14 protein-coding genes are annotated in these 12901 nt (G+C 65.2%); 8 read left to right on the top strand and 6 right to left on the bottom strand.

The window, feature by feature from the left end:
* Positions 1 to 49: 49 nt before the first annotated feature.
* Positions 50 to 577: a hypothetical protein gene (locus OB916_RS06195; RefSeq protein WP_315908416.1), complete on the bottom strand. Its 528-nt coding sequence runs from the start codon at positions 575 to 577 to the stop codon at positions 50 to 52.
* A 189-nt stretch (positions 578 to 766) separates the two neighbouring features.
* Between OB916_RS06195 and OB916_RS06200 the strand changes: the two genes are divergently transcribed.
* The 3 genes from OB916_RS06200 to OB916_RS06210 all read left to right on the top strand — a co-directional run bounded on the left by OB916_RS06200 (position 767) and on the right by OB916_RS06210 (position 3175).
* Complete coding sequence (locus OB916_RS06200; protein ID WP_315908417.1) at positions 767 to 1195, top strand: 30S ribosomal protein S12; 429 nt, start codon at positions 767 to 769, stop codon at positions 1193 to 1195.
* A gap of 2 nt (positions 1196 to 1197) precedes the next feature.
* Positions 1198 to 1791: a 30S ribosomal protein S7 gene (locus OB916_RS06205; protein WP_315908418.1), complete on the top strand. Its 594-nt coding sequence runs from the start codon at positions 1198 to 1200 to the stop codon at positions 1789 to 1791.
* 64 nt (positions 1792 to 1855) lie between these two features.
* The gene (locus tag OB916_RS06210; RefSeq protein WP_315908419.1) at positions 1856 to 3175 is read left to right on the top strand and encodes a PQQ-dependent sugar dehydrogenase; all 1320 of its coding nucleotides are present in this window, start codon (positions 1856 to 1858) and stop codon (positions 3173 to 3175) included.
* A 19-nt stretch (positions 3176 to 3194) separates the two neighbouring features.
* Here the strand turns inward: OB916_RS06210 and OB916_RS06215 are convergent, their stop codons facing one another.
* A complete protein-coding gene (locus OB916_RS06215) occupies positions 3195 to 3947 on the bottom strand; it encodes a DUF5781 family protein (protein ID WP_315908420.1) in 753 nt (250 codons plus the stop codon).
* Between the two features lie 29 nt (positions 3948 to 3976).
* On the bottom strand, positions 3977 to 4339 hold the full coding sequence (locus tag OB916_RS06220) for a hypothetical protein (protein ID WP_315908421.1): 363 nt from the start codon (positions 4337 to 4339) through the stop codon (positions 3977 to 3979).
* Between the two features lie 368 nt (positions 4340 to 4707).
* On the opposite strand from OB916_RS06220, the gene OB916_RS06225 reads away from it, so the two are divergent.
* A complete protein-coding gene (locus OB916_RS06225) occupies positions 4708 to 6894 on the top strand; it encodes an elongation factor EF-2 (protein WP_315908422.1) in 2187 nt (728 codons plus the stop codon).
* A 68-nt stretch (positions 6895 to 6962) separates the two neighbouring features.
* Here OB916_RS06225 and OB916_RS06230 read toward each other — a convergent pair whose 3' ends face one another.
* Positions 6963 to 7931 carry a DUF5787 family protein gene (locus tag OB916_RS06230; RefSeq protein WP_315908423.1) on the bottom strand — a complete coding sequence of 323 codons (969 nt, stop codon included), beginning with the start codon at positions 7929 to 7931 and terminating at the stop codon, positions 6963 to 6965.
* Between the two features lie 285 nt (positions 7932 to 8216).
* Here OB916_RS06230 and OB916_RS06235 point away from each other — a divergent pair, with 285 nt between their 5' ends.
* Genes OB916_RS06235 through OB916_RS06250 form a run of 4 tightly spaced genes read left to right on the top strand, consistent with a single transcriptional unit; the run spans position 8217 to position 11680 of the window.
* Entirely contained in the window at positions 8217 to 8996 is a 780-nt protein-coding gene (locus OB916_RS06235) for an electron transfer flavoprotein subunit beta/FixA family protein (protein ID WP_315908424.1), read from the top strand.
* A 1-nt stretch (position 8997) separates the two neighbouring features.
* On the top strand, positions 8998 to 10026 hold the full coding sequence (locus OB916_RS06240) for an electron transfer flavoprotein subunit alpha/FixB family protein (RefSeq protein WP_315908425.1): 1029 nt from the start codon (positions 8998 to 9000) through the stop codon (positions 10024 to 10026).
* A complete protein-coding gene (locus tag OB916_RS06245; RefSeq protein WP_315908426.1) occupies positions 10023 to 11351 on the top strand; it encodes an FAD-dependent oxidoreductase in 1329 nt (442 codons plus the stop codon). Before OB916_RS06240 ends, OB916_RS06245 begins: the two co-directional genes overlap by 4 nt.
* Positions 11352 to 11353: 2 nt before the next feature.
* Positions 11354 to 11680, top strand: coding sequence for a ferredoxin family protein (locus OB916_RS06250; protein WP_315908427.1), 327 nt, complete (start codon positions 11354 to 11356; stop codon positions 11678 to 11680).
* A gap of 159 nt (positions 11681 to 11839) precedes the next feature.
* Here OB916_RS06250 and OB916_RS06255 read toward each other — a convergent pair whose 3' ends face one another.
* Entirely contained in the window at positions 11840 to 12301 is a 462-nt protein-coding gene (locus tag OB916_RS06255; protein WP_315908428.1) for a GNAT family N-acetyltransferase, read from the bottom strand.
* A complete protein-coding gene (locus OB916_RS06260) occupies positions 12298 to 12870 on the bottom strand; it encodes a cysteine hydrolase family protein (protein ID WP_315908429.1) in 573 nt (190 codons plus the stop codon). The genes OB916_RS06255 and OB916_RS06260 overlap by 4 nt, the downstream gene beginning before the upstream one ends.
* Between the last annotated feature and the right edge of the window lie 31 nt (positions 12871 to 12901).

Consider the following 12901-nt stretch of genomic DNA (forward strand, 5'->3'; position numbering starts at 1 on the left):
TTCGCCACCAGGTGTGGCGAAAATATCCACGAACGTACAGCCGGCAGTATCACTCGCTGGGACAGGGGGGCTCACTTCTGTTGTGGATCGTGATCGCCCGGATTTCACTCGTAATGCGCTCGCCGTCGTGCGATACAGTCAGGTTCGCCGTCGCCGTCGATCCTGGCTCGAGCGTGCCGTCCCACTCGCCGGTGTCGATGAACGTGAGCCGCTCCGATCCGTAGCGGTCGAGTGTTGCCGTCCCGTTCGACAGTCGGCGTCCGTCGACAGCCAGCATCCACGAGAGCGTCCGTTCGCCGCTGGCGTTCCCCGATCGTTCGAGAATAGTGCTCCCCGCGAGTTGCCAGCTTTCGGGCATCGGTACGGTGCTGACACAGCTCGTTGTCCCGTTTCCGGAGAGCGCCTGCTCGAGCGACAGCGCGTTGACCGACACGCGAGGTTCGAACTCGGCGACGGTCGCGTCTACAGTCCCGCCTCCATTACCGCCACCCGTTGAGGCGAGCCACAGGACGCTGTAGCCGAGCAGCCCGACGACGAGGACGAGACCGACACCGGCGATCAGGGCGATCCGGCGCATGGCGTTTGGAACTCACAGGTTCGGCATATGTTTTACCATTGCACAGCCGCATCGGGCACGCCGCGGCGGGGCGCACGGATGTGACCCATCACCACGCGAAACCGCCGGACGACCGCCTGGGAACCAGCCACACGGCGTGGGATCCAAAAGAAGACGCTTAAGTGCCTCGGCAGGGTAGGCAAGCGTACTATGGCGAACGGCAAATACGCCGCACGCAAACTCAAGAAGGACCGCCAGAAGCACCGGTGGTCCGACTCTGATTACGCGCGCCGAGAGCGTGGGCTGGGCGAGCAGTCCGACCCCCTCGAGGGCGCCCCCCAGGGTCGAGGTATCGTACTCGAGAAAGTCGGCATCGAGGCCAAACAGCCCAACTCGGCGATCCGGAAATGCGTCCGGGTTCAGCTGATCAAGAACGGCAAACAGGTCACCGCGTTCGCACCGGGCGACGGGGCGATCTCGTTCATCGACGAGCACGACGAGGTCACCATTGCCGGGATCGGTGGCGCGAAGGGTCGCGCGATGGGTGACCTCTCGGGTGTCAACTACAAGGTCGAGAAGGTCAACGGCGTCTCGATGATCGAGCTCGTCCGCGGAAACGCCGAGAAGCCGGTGCGATAACCATGTCTGAGGCAGAATCTTCCGAATCCGAGTCCGAGACTGGCGCACAGCTGTTCGGCGTCTGGTCGGTTGACGACATCGAGTTTCGCGATCCCTCGACCGAGCGGTACATCACGGTCACGCCGATCGCGCACACGATGGGTCGCCACGCGGAAAAACAGTTCAAGAAAAGCGATATCTCGATCGTCGAGCGGCTCATCAACCGTCTGATGCAGACCGACGAGAACACGGGCAAGAAACAGCAGACGACGCGGATCGTCCGCGAGGCCTTCGAGATCGTTCACGACCGCACCGAGGACAACCCCGTCCAGATCCTCGTCCGTGCCGTCGAGAACAGCGCCCCGCGCGAGGAGACCGTCCGCCTGAAGTACGGTGGCATCTCCGTCCCCAAGGCCGTCGACGTCGCGCCCCAGCGTCGCGTCGACCAGGCCCTGAAGTTCATCGCCGAGGGCGTCTACAACAGTTCGTTCAAGACGACGACCGACGCCGCCGAAGCGCTCGCCCAGCAGCTCGTCGGCGCCGCGAACAACGACGTTCAGACGTACTCCGTCTCCCAGAAAGAGGAGAAAGAGCGCGTCGCCGCTGCCGCGCGGTAACTCTCCTGTCTCTTCTGTTTGCCTCGATCAGGGCAGTTTTGCCCGGCGATTCCGAGCATACCGTATGGACTGTCAAGGGTATTCTCGTCGCCAGGTGCTGGCACTGGCTGGCGCCGCCGGAGTGGCGGGATGTAACGCAGTTGGTCGGTTTGCGACGCCGACGACCCGACCGTTGACCGAGCAGTACGATCTGACAGTGTCGCACGGATCGCCGGCGCCCGACTCCGAGTGGATGGCCCCGACGGACGCGCCGCCAGCACTTGGCGCGGAGGTGCTGGTTGCGAACCTCGAGATCCCGTGGGATCTGTCGGTGACAGCGGACGGAATGACGTTCGTCACCGAGCGTGTCGGCCGCCTGCGGGCGTTCGACGGTGACGGGACGCGGGTGATCGCCGAGCCCTCGGACGCGATCGACGCCGAGGCGATCGAACCGGGCGAGGACCACGACAGCTGGTGGGTCAAAGGCGGCGAGGGTGGGACGCTCGGCGTCGCAGCCCATCCCCGCTATCCGGATCCGCCCGTGGTCTACGTCTACTACACCGCCGAGACCGACGCCGGGAAGCGAAACCGCGTGGTCGCGCTCGACGTCAGCGCCGAGGAACCCGCGGAAACCGAGACCGTCGTCGTCGGGGATATCCCGGCCGACGGGATCCACAACGGGGGCCGGATCGCGTTCGGACCGGAACACTACCTGTGGGTGACCTGTGGCGACGCCGGCGAGGCCCGGACTGCACAGGATCCGTCGACGCTGTCCGGTACCGTGCTCAAACTCACTCCGACCGGCCAACCGGCCCCGGACAACCCCGATCACGGAGGCGATCCGCGTGTACACACGTACGGCCACCGAAACCCCCAGGGAATCGTCTGGCTGCCCGACGGGACGACCGTCGTGACCGAGCACGGTCCGGACGGTCGGGACGAACTCAACAGACTCGAAGCCGGGGCGAACTACGGCTGGCCGGACGTTCGTGACCGCGACGCCTATCTCGACGCGCCCGAGATCCATCCGCCGCTGGCGAACTCGGGGCCACGCCCCTCCTGGGCACCGACAGGGGCCGCCTTCTACACCGGCTCGGACGTGCCCGGACTGACGAATCGGCTGCTCGTCGGCGGTCTGGGCAGTCAACGAGTGCTCGTCGCGACGCTGACGCCACCGGGCGAGACACGCCCGCCGGTCGAGAACGGAACGAGACACGACAGCGACTACACCGACGACGCCTACACCGTGACCATGCACCCCCTCCTGGAGAACGAACTCGGCCGGATCAGGCACCTCGAACAGGGGCCTGACGGCGCACTCTATGCGATCACGTCCAATCGTGACGGCCGGGCAGACGGTCCATTCCCGAAGGACGGCGACGACGTACTCGTGCGACTGGGTTGATCGCCCACGGGAGGGCCGACTAGTCGGCAGCCTGCCGGTCGTCGAGTGCGTACTCGCGGGTCAACTCGACCATCGACTTGCGGTACGCGCTCGCGTCGGGGTCCGGGTCGAGCGTCAGGAACCGATGTTTGAATCCCTCTAGACTGACGTTCGGCGCGTCTCGTGCGGCTGCGTGCGCGAGGTCGTACAGCGGGTGGCCTGCTTCGAGGAGCTCGTGGCGCTCCGACAGCGCCAGCGCGAAGGCGGCGTTGACTGCGGTAATGTCGGGATCCGACGCCGACGTGCGTCGCGTCCAGGCTGGCGCGGGATCGACCGGTCGATCGGCGAGCGCGGCGGCCAGCGTCGATTCGAAAAACCGGACTAGCTTCTCGCCGGGGGCGAGCCCGACCCACAGGTCGTCGGCGTAGATGTCCTTGACGTGGTTCGCGATCTGATAACAGTGGGTGATCTTCCGGCGCTCGACGCTCTGGCCGGCTAGCGCCAGGAAGAGCACCTCGTCAGTCGACTGCACGTGTGAGGGGTGGCGGCGCTCGTGGCGGTACATGTGCGCGAACTCGTGTAGGGCGAGTTCGCGAGCCATCGCGCTCGTGGCTGCCTGTTTCGAGATGATCAGTTGATGCGCGCCGTCGTCGTGGCTGACCCGCGTCCGTTCGTCGGGGTCGGTCCGAATCTCGACGTGGACCGGCCGCTGGAGTTCGTGCTCGGTCTCGAAGAGACTCGCCGCCCCGAGGAACGGTTCTGCCGGGCCGCTACCCCGGACCCGTATGTCCATGCGTGTCGTTCACAAGGTTCGGAGACGTATCACTGTTGCGGGCCGAACAAACCGTATTCGATCCAGGCGACCCGGACGCCGAGTGCCAGGCCGATAGCGACGAGGAGAGCGCCACTGACGTTGCCGGCGAGCACGTATAGCAGCCCGATTCCCGTTGCCGCGATCGCGAACAGAAGTTCGACCTTCGGCGAGATCGTCGGGAACCACCCGTCGACCGCCGGGCTCGGCTGTTGTCCCGGCGGTGGTTCGCCGAAGCCCTCGTCGAGTTTCGCTTCGAGATCGGCGAGTGCCTGCCGGGCCGTCGGACCCCTGCCGACTGGCTCGCTGTTCTCTTCGACGGCTACCCACTCCTCGTTCACTTCCCGTAGATGGATAGACCGCTCTTTAGGCATAGGGGTCTATAGGCTCCCCTGGACGTAAAGCGTCGGGGTCGGGACAGTCGCCCTCTTTCGAGCCTCCGTGTTCGGGTCCCAATAGCACGCTCCACTGAAAGATCACCCCTTAACGATCGTTCTCTTTCCAGCTCCCATGTTCGCGCGCCTGTATAGCGCACTCACGCGGAAACACCGAAAGATCGCTCCTATGCAGTCGTTCTCTTTCGAGCCTCGCTGTTCGCGTGCTAATCGCACGCTCACACCGAAACGCCGTTGGAGACTTCCTTCCGGTCGTCTCCAACGAGCTTCCGCGTTCGTGCGCCTGTATAGCGCACTCACGCGGAAACACTACCCTTTTGACTCTCCTGCCGGTAGGGGCGCGTATAATGGGCCGACGCAAGAAAATTGTCCAGGAATGTGAGACGCTGATGGACAAACCGGAGAACATCCGGAACATCGCCATCGCTGCTCACGTCGACCACGGCAAGACGACGCTGACAGACAACCTGCTGGCCGGTGCCGGCATGATCGCCGACGAGGGCGAGGCGACGAAGCTGATGATGGACACCGAAGAGGACGAACAGGAACGCGGGATCACCATCGACGCGGCTAACGTCTCGATGACCCACGAGTACGAGGGGACCAACCACCTCATCAACCTCATCGACACGCCGGGCCACGTCGACTTCGGTGGCGACGTCACCCGTGCGATGCGCGCTGTCGACGGCGCGCTGGTGGTCGTCGACGCCGTCGAAGGCGCGATGCCCCAGACCGAGACGGTGCTGCGACAGGCGCTCCGGGAGGGCGTCAAGCCGACGCTGTTCATCAACAAGGTCGACCGCCTCATCTCCGAACTGCAGGAAGGTCCCGAGGAGATGCAGGAACGACTGCTCTCGGTCATCCACGACGTCAACGAGCTCATCCGCGGGATGACCAAAGAGATGGACGACATCGAGGACTGGACGGTTTCCGTCGAAGAGGGGACCGTCGGCTTCGGGTCCGCCCTCTACAAGTGGGGTGTCTCGATGCCGTCGATGCAGCGCACTGGGATGGACTTCGGCGAGATCATGGAACTCGAACGCGCCGACAAGCGCCAGGAACTCCACGAGCGCACGCCGCTCAGCGACGTCGTGCTCGACATGGTCTGTGAGCACTTCCCGAACCCGGTCGACGCCCAGCCCCGTCGTGTCCCGCGTATCTGGCGCGGTGACGCCGACTCCGAACTCGCCGAAGACATGGCACTGGTCAACGAAGACGGCGAGGTCGTGTTCATGGTCACTGACATTTCGATGGACCCCCACGCTGGCGAGATCGCGACGGGTCGTGTCTTCTCCGGGACTCTCGAAAAGGGCCAGGAGCTGTACGTCTCCGGGACGGCCGGCAAGAACCGCCTGCAGTCCGTCGGGCTGTTCATGGGCGGCGAGCGCGAGGAGGTCGAGCGCGTTCCCGCCGGGAACATCGCCGCTGTCACCGGTCTCAAGGACGCTATCGCCGGTTCGACGGTCTCCAGCGTGGAGATGACGCCGTTCGAGTCGATCGAGCACATCTCCGAGCCGGTCATCACCAAGTCCGTCGAGGCTCAGAGCATGGACGACCTGCCGAAGCTCATCGAGACGCTCCAGCAGGTCGCCAAAGAGGACCCGACGATTAACATCGAGATCAACGAGGACACCGGGGAACACCTCATCTCCGGGCAGGGCGAACTTCACCTCGAAGTCGTCACTCAGCGCATCGAGCGCAACCAGGGCATTCCGGTCAACACCGGCGAACCGATCGTCGTCTACCGCGAGGCCCCCCAGACTGCGAGCCGCGAGGTCGAGGGCATCTCGCCGAACCGCCACAACCGCTTCTACATCACAGTCGAGCCGCTCGACGACGATATCGTCGAAACGATCAAACGTGGCGAGGCATCGATGGACATGCCCGAACTGGAGCGACGTGAAGCCCTCCAGGAAGCCGGCCTCGACAAGGACACCTCCCAGGAGGTCGAGCACATCCACGGATCCAACATCTTCATCGACGACACGAAGGGGATCCAGCACCTCAACGAGACGATGGAACTCGTCATCGAGGGGCTCGAAGAGGCGCTCAACGACGGCCCCCTCGCAAACGAGCCAGTCCAGGGGTCGCTCATCCGTCTGCACGACGCCCGCCTGCACGAGGACGCCATCCACCGCGGTCCCGCGCAGGTCATTCCGGCAGTCCGACATGCCGTTCACAACGCCCTGATCGACGCCGAGATCCGCCTGCTCGAGCCGATCCAGGACGTCCGCATCGACGTGCCCAACGATCACATGGGGGCTGCCTCGGGCGAGATCCAGGGCCGTCGTGGCCGCGTCGACGACATGTACCAGGAAGGCGACCTCATGGTCGTCGAAGGCATCGCGCCGGTCGACGAGATGATCGGCTTCTCCAGCGACATCCGGAGCGCGACCGAGGGCCGTGCCTCCTGGAACACGGAGAACGCTGGCTTCCGCGTGATGGCTGACAACCTCCAGCCCGAGAAGATCATGGAGATCCGCGAGCGCAAGGGCATGAAGACGGAACTGCCCGAAGCCGTCGACTACTTCTAGACCACGGCGCTCGCCCCGGTCTTTTCTCAGCTTCTCTCCGGCCGCTATCGGGCACACGCGGCCCGAGATCACCCGAACCGGTCGAGTCCTGCCTGTCGTCGCTTGTAGCCGCTCGGATCGCGCTGCCAGGCGCTGCTGACCGATCGCTCTCTCTCGCGATCGAACGCAGGCGGCTCTGCCGGCTCGTGACCCGGACACTCGGGACCGCACTCGACCGCGGGTTCGACGATCCGATCGTGAAACGCACAGAACGGCACGGTCGCTGCTCGTGGGCCACCCGTCGGCTCGCAGTTCGCACACGCCGGCAGTTCGGTCGGCCGCCAGCCCTTGCCGTACGCGCGTTCGGCCAGTCGCCGTCGAGCGCGCCGTTTCCCTTCGGCGTCGACGAGACGGATCTCCGTCCGCCCGGGATGCTCCGCGACGATCTCGGTCCCGTCAGCCGCGGGATCGAGCGCTTCCGGTTCGCGGATCACCTCACGGTCTCCGGCTTCGGGATCGAACCGCCAGACGCCGACCGCCTCCGGGATGCGATTGAGGTGTGCGCCGGTAACGTACGACCCCGTCGCAAGGACCACCTCGTCGAACAGTCCCAGCGCCACGTCCTGCCGGAGCTGACGCTGGAGGTCGCCCGGCCGGTCGAGATCGGGCTTGTTCTCGATGCCGACGAGCCGATCGAACCACTGGTCCGGATAGCGAGCTGTCTGCCGGACTCGAAGGCGACCGTCCCGTCGCTCGCGCTCGAAGAACCCGATGTCGACGCCGCGTTCGACCAGCGACCGGGCCCGTTCCGGCCGGAGATCGGGGAAGACGCTCCGCCAGTCGCGGGCGCGACCGACGCCGACATCCGCTTCGATGGCCCGGTCTGGTATCGTCCGGTCGGTAATCGCTGCCCGCTTCTCGAACTCCGGTCCGGGTTCGAGTACGACCGTGTCGACGATCCGCCTGCCGTGAACGCTCGCGCCGAGCTGGCGGCCGAGCACCCGCTGGTCGGTTTCGAGTGTGGCACACAGCGCCAGTTCGAACCCGTATTCGCGCACGTCGAGAGATTCGTCCCGACGGGCAAAAGCGTCTCGCCGCGATATACGCGATTCTGCAATCCCTCTCTATACGCGATTCTGTAACCCCGTATATAGGGGGGCGGTGTCACAGACGGGTGTGGAGAAGAATCGGGCGCGTGACGCCGTGCAGACCCTCTCATATTTGAACCTGCCGCTGCAGGGTGGGGGTTCTCACGCGCTGGGAATGTGGCGTTTGTTTACTAAGATAAGGCTCTGTTTTCCGAGTGAAGAGTAACCCCACACCCGATATATGGGGGTCATACAATGACAGATGGATGGAATATAGTCGTCTGCGTCAAGCAGGTACCCGACGCGGACGACGTCTCGATAGACCCGGAAACGGGACGGTTGAATCGCTCCGACGCCGAGGCCGTGATGAACGCCCCGGATTACAACGCGGTCGAAGCGGCGCTGGAACTGCGCGACGAGGTCGGCGGGACGGTGACGGCCCTCTCGATGGGACCACCGAACGCCGACGCAGTGTTGCGCGTGGCCGTCGGGATGGGTGCCGACGACGGCGTGCTCCTGTCGGACCCGGCCTTCGGTGGCAGCGACACCTGGCCGACGAGCCTCGCGCTCGCACGCGCGGCCGAAGAACTGGACGCTGACGTGGTCTTCGGCGGCGAGGAGACGACCGACTCCTCGACCGGCCAGGTCCCGCCGGGGATCGCCGCCCACAACGGCTGGGCGCAACTCACCTACGTCGAAGAACTCGAGTCGCGCCCGGAGGAGGACAAGCTCGTTGCCAAACGTGACGTCGAGGGCGGCTACGAGCGCGTCGCCGCCGAACTCCCGGTCGTCGTCGCGATGGGCTTCGGCGAGAACGACCCCCGTCCCGCGGGGCTGCACCGGAAGATCTACGCCGAGACCGACTTCGAACCCGAGACCTGGACGGCCGAAGATCTCGGCATCGAGGACGAGGTCGGGCTTGCCGTCTCCCCGACGCAGGTCGGTGGGATGGACACGGCCGATCCGGTGCCGCGCGAACAGGAGGTCGTCGACGAAACCGACGAACTCGCCGAACAGATAGCGGAGGTGCTCTGAGATGGCAGCCACGAGTGACACCAGTGCCGACATCGAGGAACACGAGGACGTCTGGGTGTTCGTCGAGCAGCACGACGGTGAAGTCGCGAATGTCACCTGGGAACTGCTGAGCAAGGGCCGGGACCTGGCCGACGAGCGCGGCGAGAACCTCGTCGCCCTGGTGATGGGCGAGAACATCGACGAGACGGACATCCCCGAACAGTGCATCGCACGCGGGGCCGACAAGGTACTGATCGCCGACGATCCGGTCTTCGAGCCCTATCGATCGGATCCCTACGGCGAGCAGTTCCGTCACCTCGTCGAGACGCACAAACCTGCCATCGCGCTCATCGGCGGGACGCACACCGGCCGGGACTTCGCCGGCCGCGTCGCGGTACCGACCCACGCTGGCCTGACCGCCGACTGCACCGAACTGGAGATGGAAGACGGCCGCTACGAGATGCGCCGACCTGCCTTCGGCGGGGACGCGCTGGCGACGATCATCTGCCCGGAGCACCGTCCACAGATGTCTACCGTCCGTCCCGGGGTGTTCCCGGCGGCCGAACCGGATGCGGATCGCGACGGTGAGATCGAGGAGGTCGAGGTCGTCGTCGACGAAGCGGACACGATGACCGAGGTGCTCGAACGCGAGGTCGGCGACGTCGCCGACATCACTGACGCCGACGTCGTCGTCGCCGGCGGGATGGGCGCTGAAGGCGACTTCGAACCGCTGTGGGAACTGGCCGACCTGCTGGACGGCGAGGTCGCCGCGACCCGCGACGCCGTCGAGGAGGGCTGGATCGAACCCGCCCGTCAGGTCGGGCAGACCGGCAAGACGGTCCGCCCGAAGCTGTACATTGCCGCCGGCATCTCGGGTGCGATCCAGCACCTCGAAGGGATGGACGACAGCGAGACGGTCATCGCGATCAATACTGACCCCAACGCACCGATCTTCGACAACGCTGACTACGGTATCGTCGGGGATCTCCACGAGGTCATCCCCGAGTTGATCGAGTACTTCCAGGAGAACGAGGAGGCGATTCCAGCATGAGTGAGACCCCGAACTACGACAGCGAGTACGACGCGATCGTCGTCGGCGCGGGACTGGCCGGGTCGACGGCCGCACTGACGATGGCTCGCGACGGACTGGACGTGATCATGATCGAGCGCGGCCCGTCACCGGGAACGAAAAACGTCTTCGGTGGCGTGCTGTACACGCCCCGGATCCGTGAGCTGACGGACTTCGACGACGCCCCGAAGGAACGGTACGTCGCCAAGAAGACCTACAGTATGCTCAGCGAGGAGGGTGACGAGACCTCGATGTCGATCGCGCCCTCGTCCTGGCGCGAGGAGCCCCACAACAACTCCTGGATGGTCCTGCGTGCGGACTTCGACGAGTGGTTCGCCGAGCAGGCCGTCGAAGCAGGCGCGATGTTGGTCACCGAGACGACCGTCACGGATCTCATCAAGGAGAACGGCGAGGTCGTCGGCGTCGAGACCGACCGGCCCGACGGCGAACTCCGCGCGCCCATGGTCGTTCTCGCAGAGGGGGCTAATTCCCTGGTCAGTGAGGCCGCCGGTCTCAAGGACCGAGACGACCGGGACAACGTCGCCGTCTCGGTCAAAGAGGTTCGCAAGTACGACCGCGAGAAGCTCGAAGACCGCTTCCACATCGACGGCGACGCCGGGCTGGCCGCCCACTACTTCGGGGACGGCGCCTGCGGCGACGCCGTCGGCGGCGGCTTCCTGTACACCAACAAGCGAACCGTCTCGATCGGCGTCGTCTACTCAATCGAGGACGCTGCCCACGACAAGAAGACGCCCGACGAAGTGCTGGAGGAGTTCAAACAGCACCCCGCGGTCGCGCCGCTGGTCCGTGGCGGCCGGATGGTCGAGTACTCCGCCCACGCCATCCCGGAGGGTGGACCGGACTCGATGCCCGAACTGGTCCACGACGGTGCGGTCATCGTCGGTGACGCGGCTGGCCTCGTGCTCAACAGCGGGGTTCACCTCGAAGGGACGAACATGGCCGTCGAGAGCGGCTATCACGCCGGTCGGGCCGTCGCCGACGCGCTCGCACAGGGTCGGACCGACGAGGCCGCGCTGGCGAGCTACGAGACCAACCTCCGGGACTCCTATGTCGTCGAGAATCTCGAACACTACGGCTGGTTCATGGACACCGCCGCCGAGGAGAAGGAGTTCCTGTTCGACGACCTGCCGCGAGCGCTCGGACGGGCCGGCGACGCGTACTTCAAGATGGACAACACGCCGAAAGACGAGCACGTCTCAGAGGCCAAGAGTCACATCCTCGATGCGACCGGCGGCTGGCTCGGCGCCGCAAAGAAAGCCTGGAAGTTCCGTAAAATGCTATCCTAACAATGAGCACCGCAAAACCCAACGTTCCGGACACCCCCGAGATAGAGCGCGAATCGATCGAAGACCGCCTGTACACGGTCAAGTACAGCGACAGTGGCGAGAGTCACCTCGACGTCAAGGTCGAGGGGATCTGCGAGGAGAAGTGTACGAACTACGAGTGTGTCAACGCCTGTCCCGCCGACGTCTGGCGAGCAGAGGAGGGCGGCGTGCCGACGATCGCCTACGAGAACTGCCTCGAGTGTGGCACCTGCCGGTTCGCCTGCCCGCACGGCAACGTCGAGTGGGAATACCCCGAGACCGGCAACGGGGTCTCCTACAAGTTCGGGTAGTGCGAGGTTCTGACCGAAGGGAAGAACCTCGGATTGTGCGAGCGGTAACGCCGCGAGCAGCGAGACGCCGAGCGCGGGTCTCGAATAGCGAACGGCAGAGTCGCGAAGACGGCCAAAGCGAATCCTCGGAAAGCAAGCGGTGGGCAAACGAATCCTTGGCTACAGCTGTTTCTCGAACTGGATCAGTTCGTACTCGCCGAACGACCGCCGGTCCTGCTCCTCGAAGCCATGGGCCGGGTAAAACTCTGTCGCCGCCTGCTGACGGCGGGCCGTCTCCGCAAGCAGTCGCGTCGCGCCACGTTCGCGGGCGGCCTGCGCCAGCCGATCCAGCAGCGCCGAACCGATCCCGCGGTGCTGATAGGCGGGATCGACGCGCATGCGGAACACCTCGGCAGTCTCGCCGTCGACCGTGAGCCCGCCCATACCGACGATCTCGCCGTCGAGGTCGGCGACCAGGAACTCCCCGCCGGAGTCGAGATACTCGGCCTCGATCCGGCGAAGGTCGTCGATCCCGGGCACGTCCTCGGGATCGGTCCCCTCGGCGGCCATCGCCCGCTCGTTCAGCGCCAGCACGGCGTCCGAATCGTCGGGATCGAACCGGCGAATCGTGGCGTCGGTCACGCGAACTCGGTGTCCTCGCGCGTGGTGACCTCGCCGAACAGGAACTCGGCGTGTTCCAGCGCGTACTCGCGATGGTCGTCCTCGATCGCGCCAGTGGCGTCTTCGAGGAGGATCGGCCGGTAATCACGCAGCCCGGCACTGGAGGCCGTATGCAGGACACAGACGTTCGCCAGCGTGCCGGCGATCACCAGGTCGTCGATCCCGCGGGCGTTCAGCCACCCTTCCAGCTCGGTTTGATAGAAGGCGTCGTAGGTGTGTTTCTCGACGATCAGATCCGCGTCGTCGGGGTCGAGCTCCTCGACGAGTTCGGCTTCCCAGGAGTCTTCGAGGACGTGTTCGCCCCAGCGCTCGAACTCGTCGTAGTAATGAGCGTCCTCGAACTGCTCGGGCGGGTGGACGTCACGGGTGAACACGACGGTCGCTCCAGCCTCGCGGGCCCGGTCGACCAGGTCGACGCAGGGCTCGATCGCCGCCTCGCTGCCGGGCGCGTAGAGGCTCCCCTCGGGGTGGCAGAAGCCGTTTTGCATGTCGACCACGACGACCGCGGTCGAGTCCGGATCCAGTTGCATACGCGAGTCTATGGATTCGGAACCGAAGATA

Origin of the sequence: Halapricum hydrolyticum, assembly GCF_025517535.1 — an archaeon.
Classification (GTDB): Archaea; Halobacteriota; Halobacteria; order Halobacteriales; family Haloarculaceae; genus Halapricum; species Halapricum hydrolyticum.

Coding starts and splice junctions, on each gene's coding strand:
- OB916_RS06195 (WP_315908416.1), bottom strand. CDS start 577: ATGCGCCGGATCGCCCTGATCGCCGGTGTCGGTCTCGTCCTCGTCGTC.
- OB916_RS06200 (WP_315908417.1), top strand. CDS start 767: ATGGCGAACGGCAAATACGCCGCACGCAAACTCAAGAAGGACCGCCAG.
- OB916_RS06205 (WP_315908418.1), top strand. CDS start 1,198: ATGTCTGAGGCAGAATCTTCCGAATCCGAGTCCGAGACTGGCGCACAG.
- OB916_RS06210 (WP_315908419.1), top strand. CDS start 1,856: ATGGACTGTCAAGGGTATTCTCGTCGCCAGGTGCTGGCACTGGCTGGC.
- OB916_RS06215 (WP_315908420.1), bottom strand. CDS start 3,947: ATGGACATACGGGTCCGGGGTAGCGGCCCGGCAGAACCGTTCCTCGGG.
- OB916_RS06220 (WP_315908421.1), bottom strand. CDS start 4,339: ATGCCTAAAGAGCGGTCTATCCATCTACGGGAAGTGAACGAGGAGTGG.
- OB916_RS06225 (WP_315908422.1), top strand. CDS start 4,708: ATGGGCCGACGCAAGAAAATTGTCCAGGAATGTGAGACGCTGATGGAC.
- OB916_RS06235 (WP_315908424.1), top strand. CDS start 8,217: ATGACAGATGGATGGAATATAGTCGTCTGCGTCAAGCAGGTACCCGAC.
- OB916_RS06240 (WP_315908425.1), top strand. CDS start 8,998: ATGGCAGCCACGAGTGACACCAGTGCCGACATCGAGGAACACGAGGAC.
- OB916_RS06245 (WP_315908426.1), top strand. CDS start 10,023: ATGAGTGAGACCCCGAACTACGACAGCGAGTACGACGCGATCGTCGTC.
- OB916_RS06250 (WP_315908427.1), top strand. CDS start 11,354: ATGAGCACCGCAAAACCCAACGTTCCGGACACCCCCGAGATAGAGCGC.
- OB916_RS06260 (WP_315908429.1), bottom strand. CDS start 12,870: ATGCAACTGGATCCGGACTCGACCGCGGTCGTCGTGGTCGACATGCAA.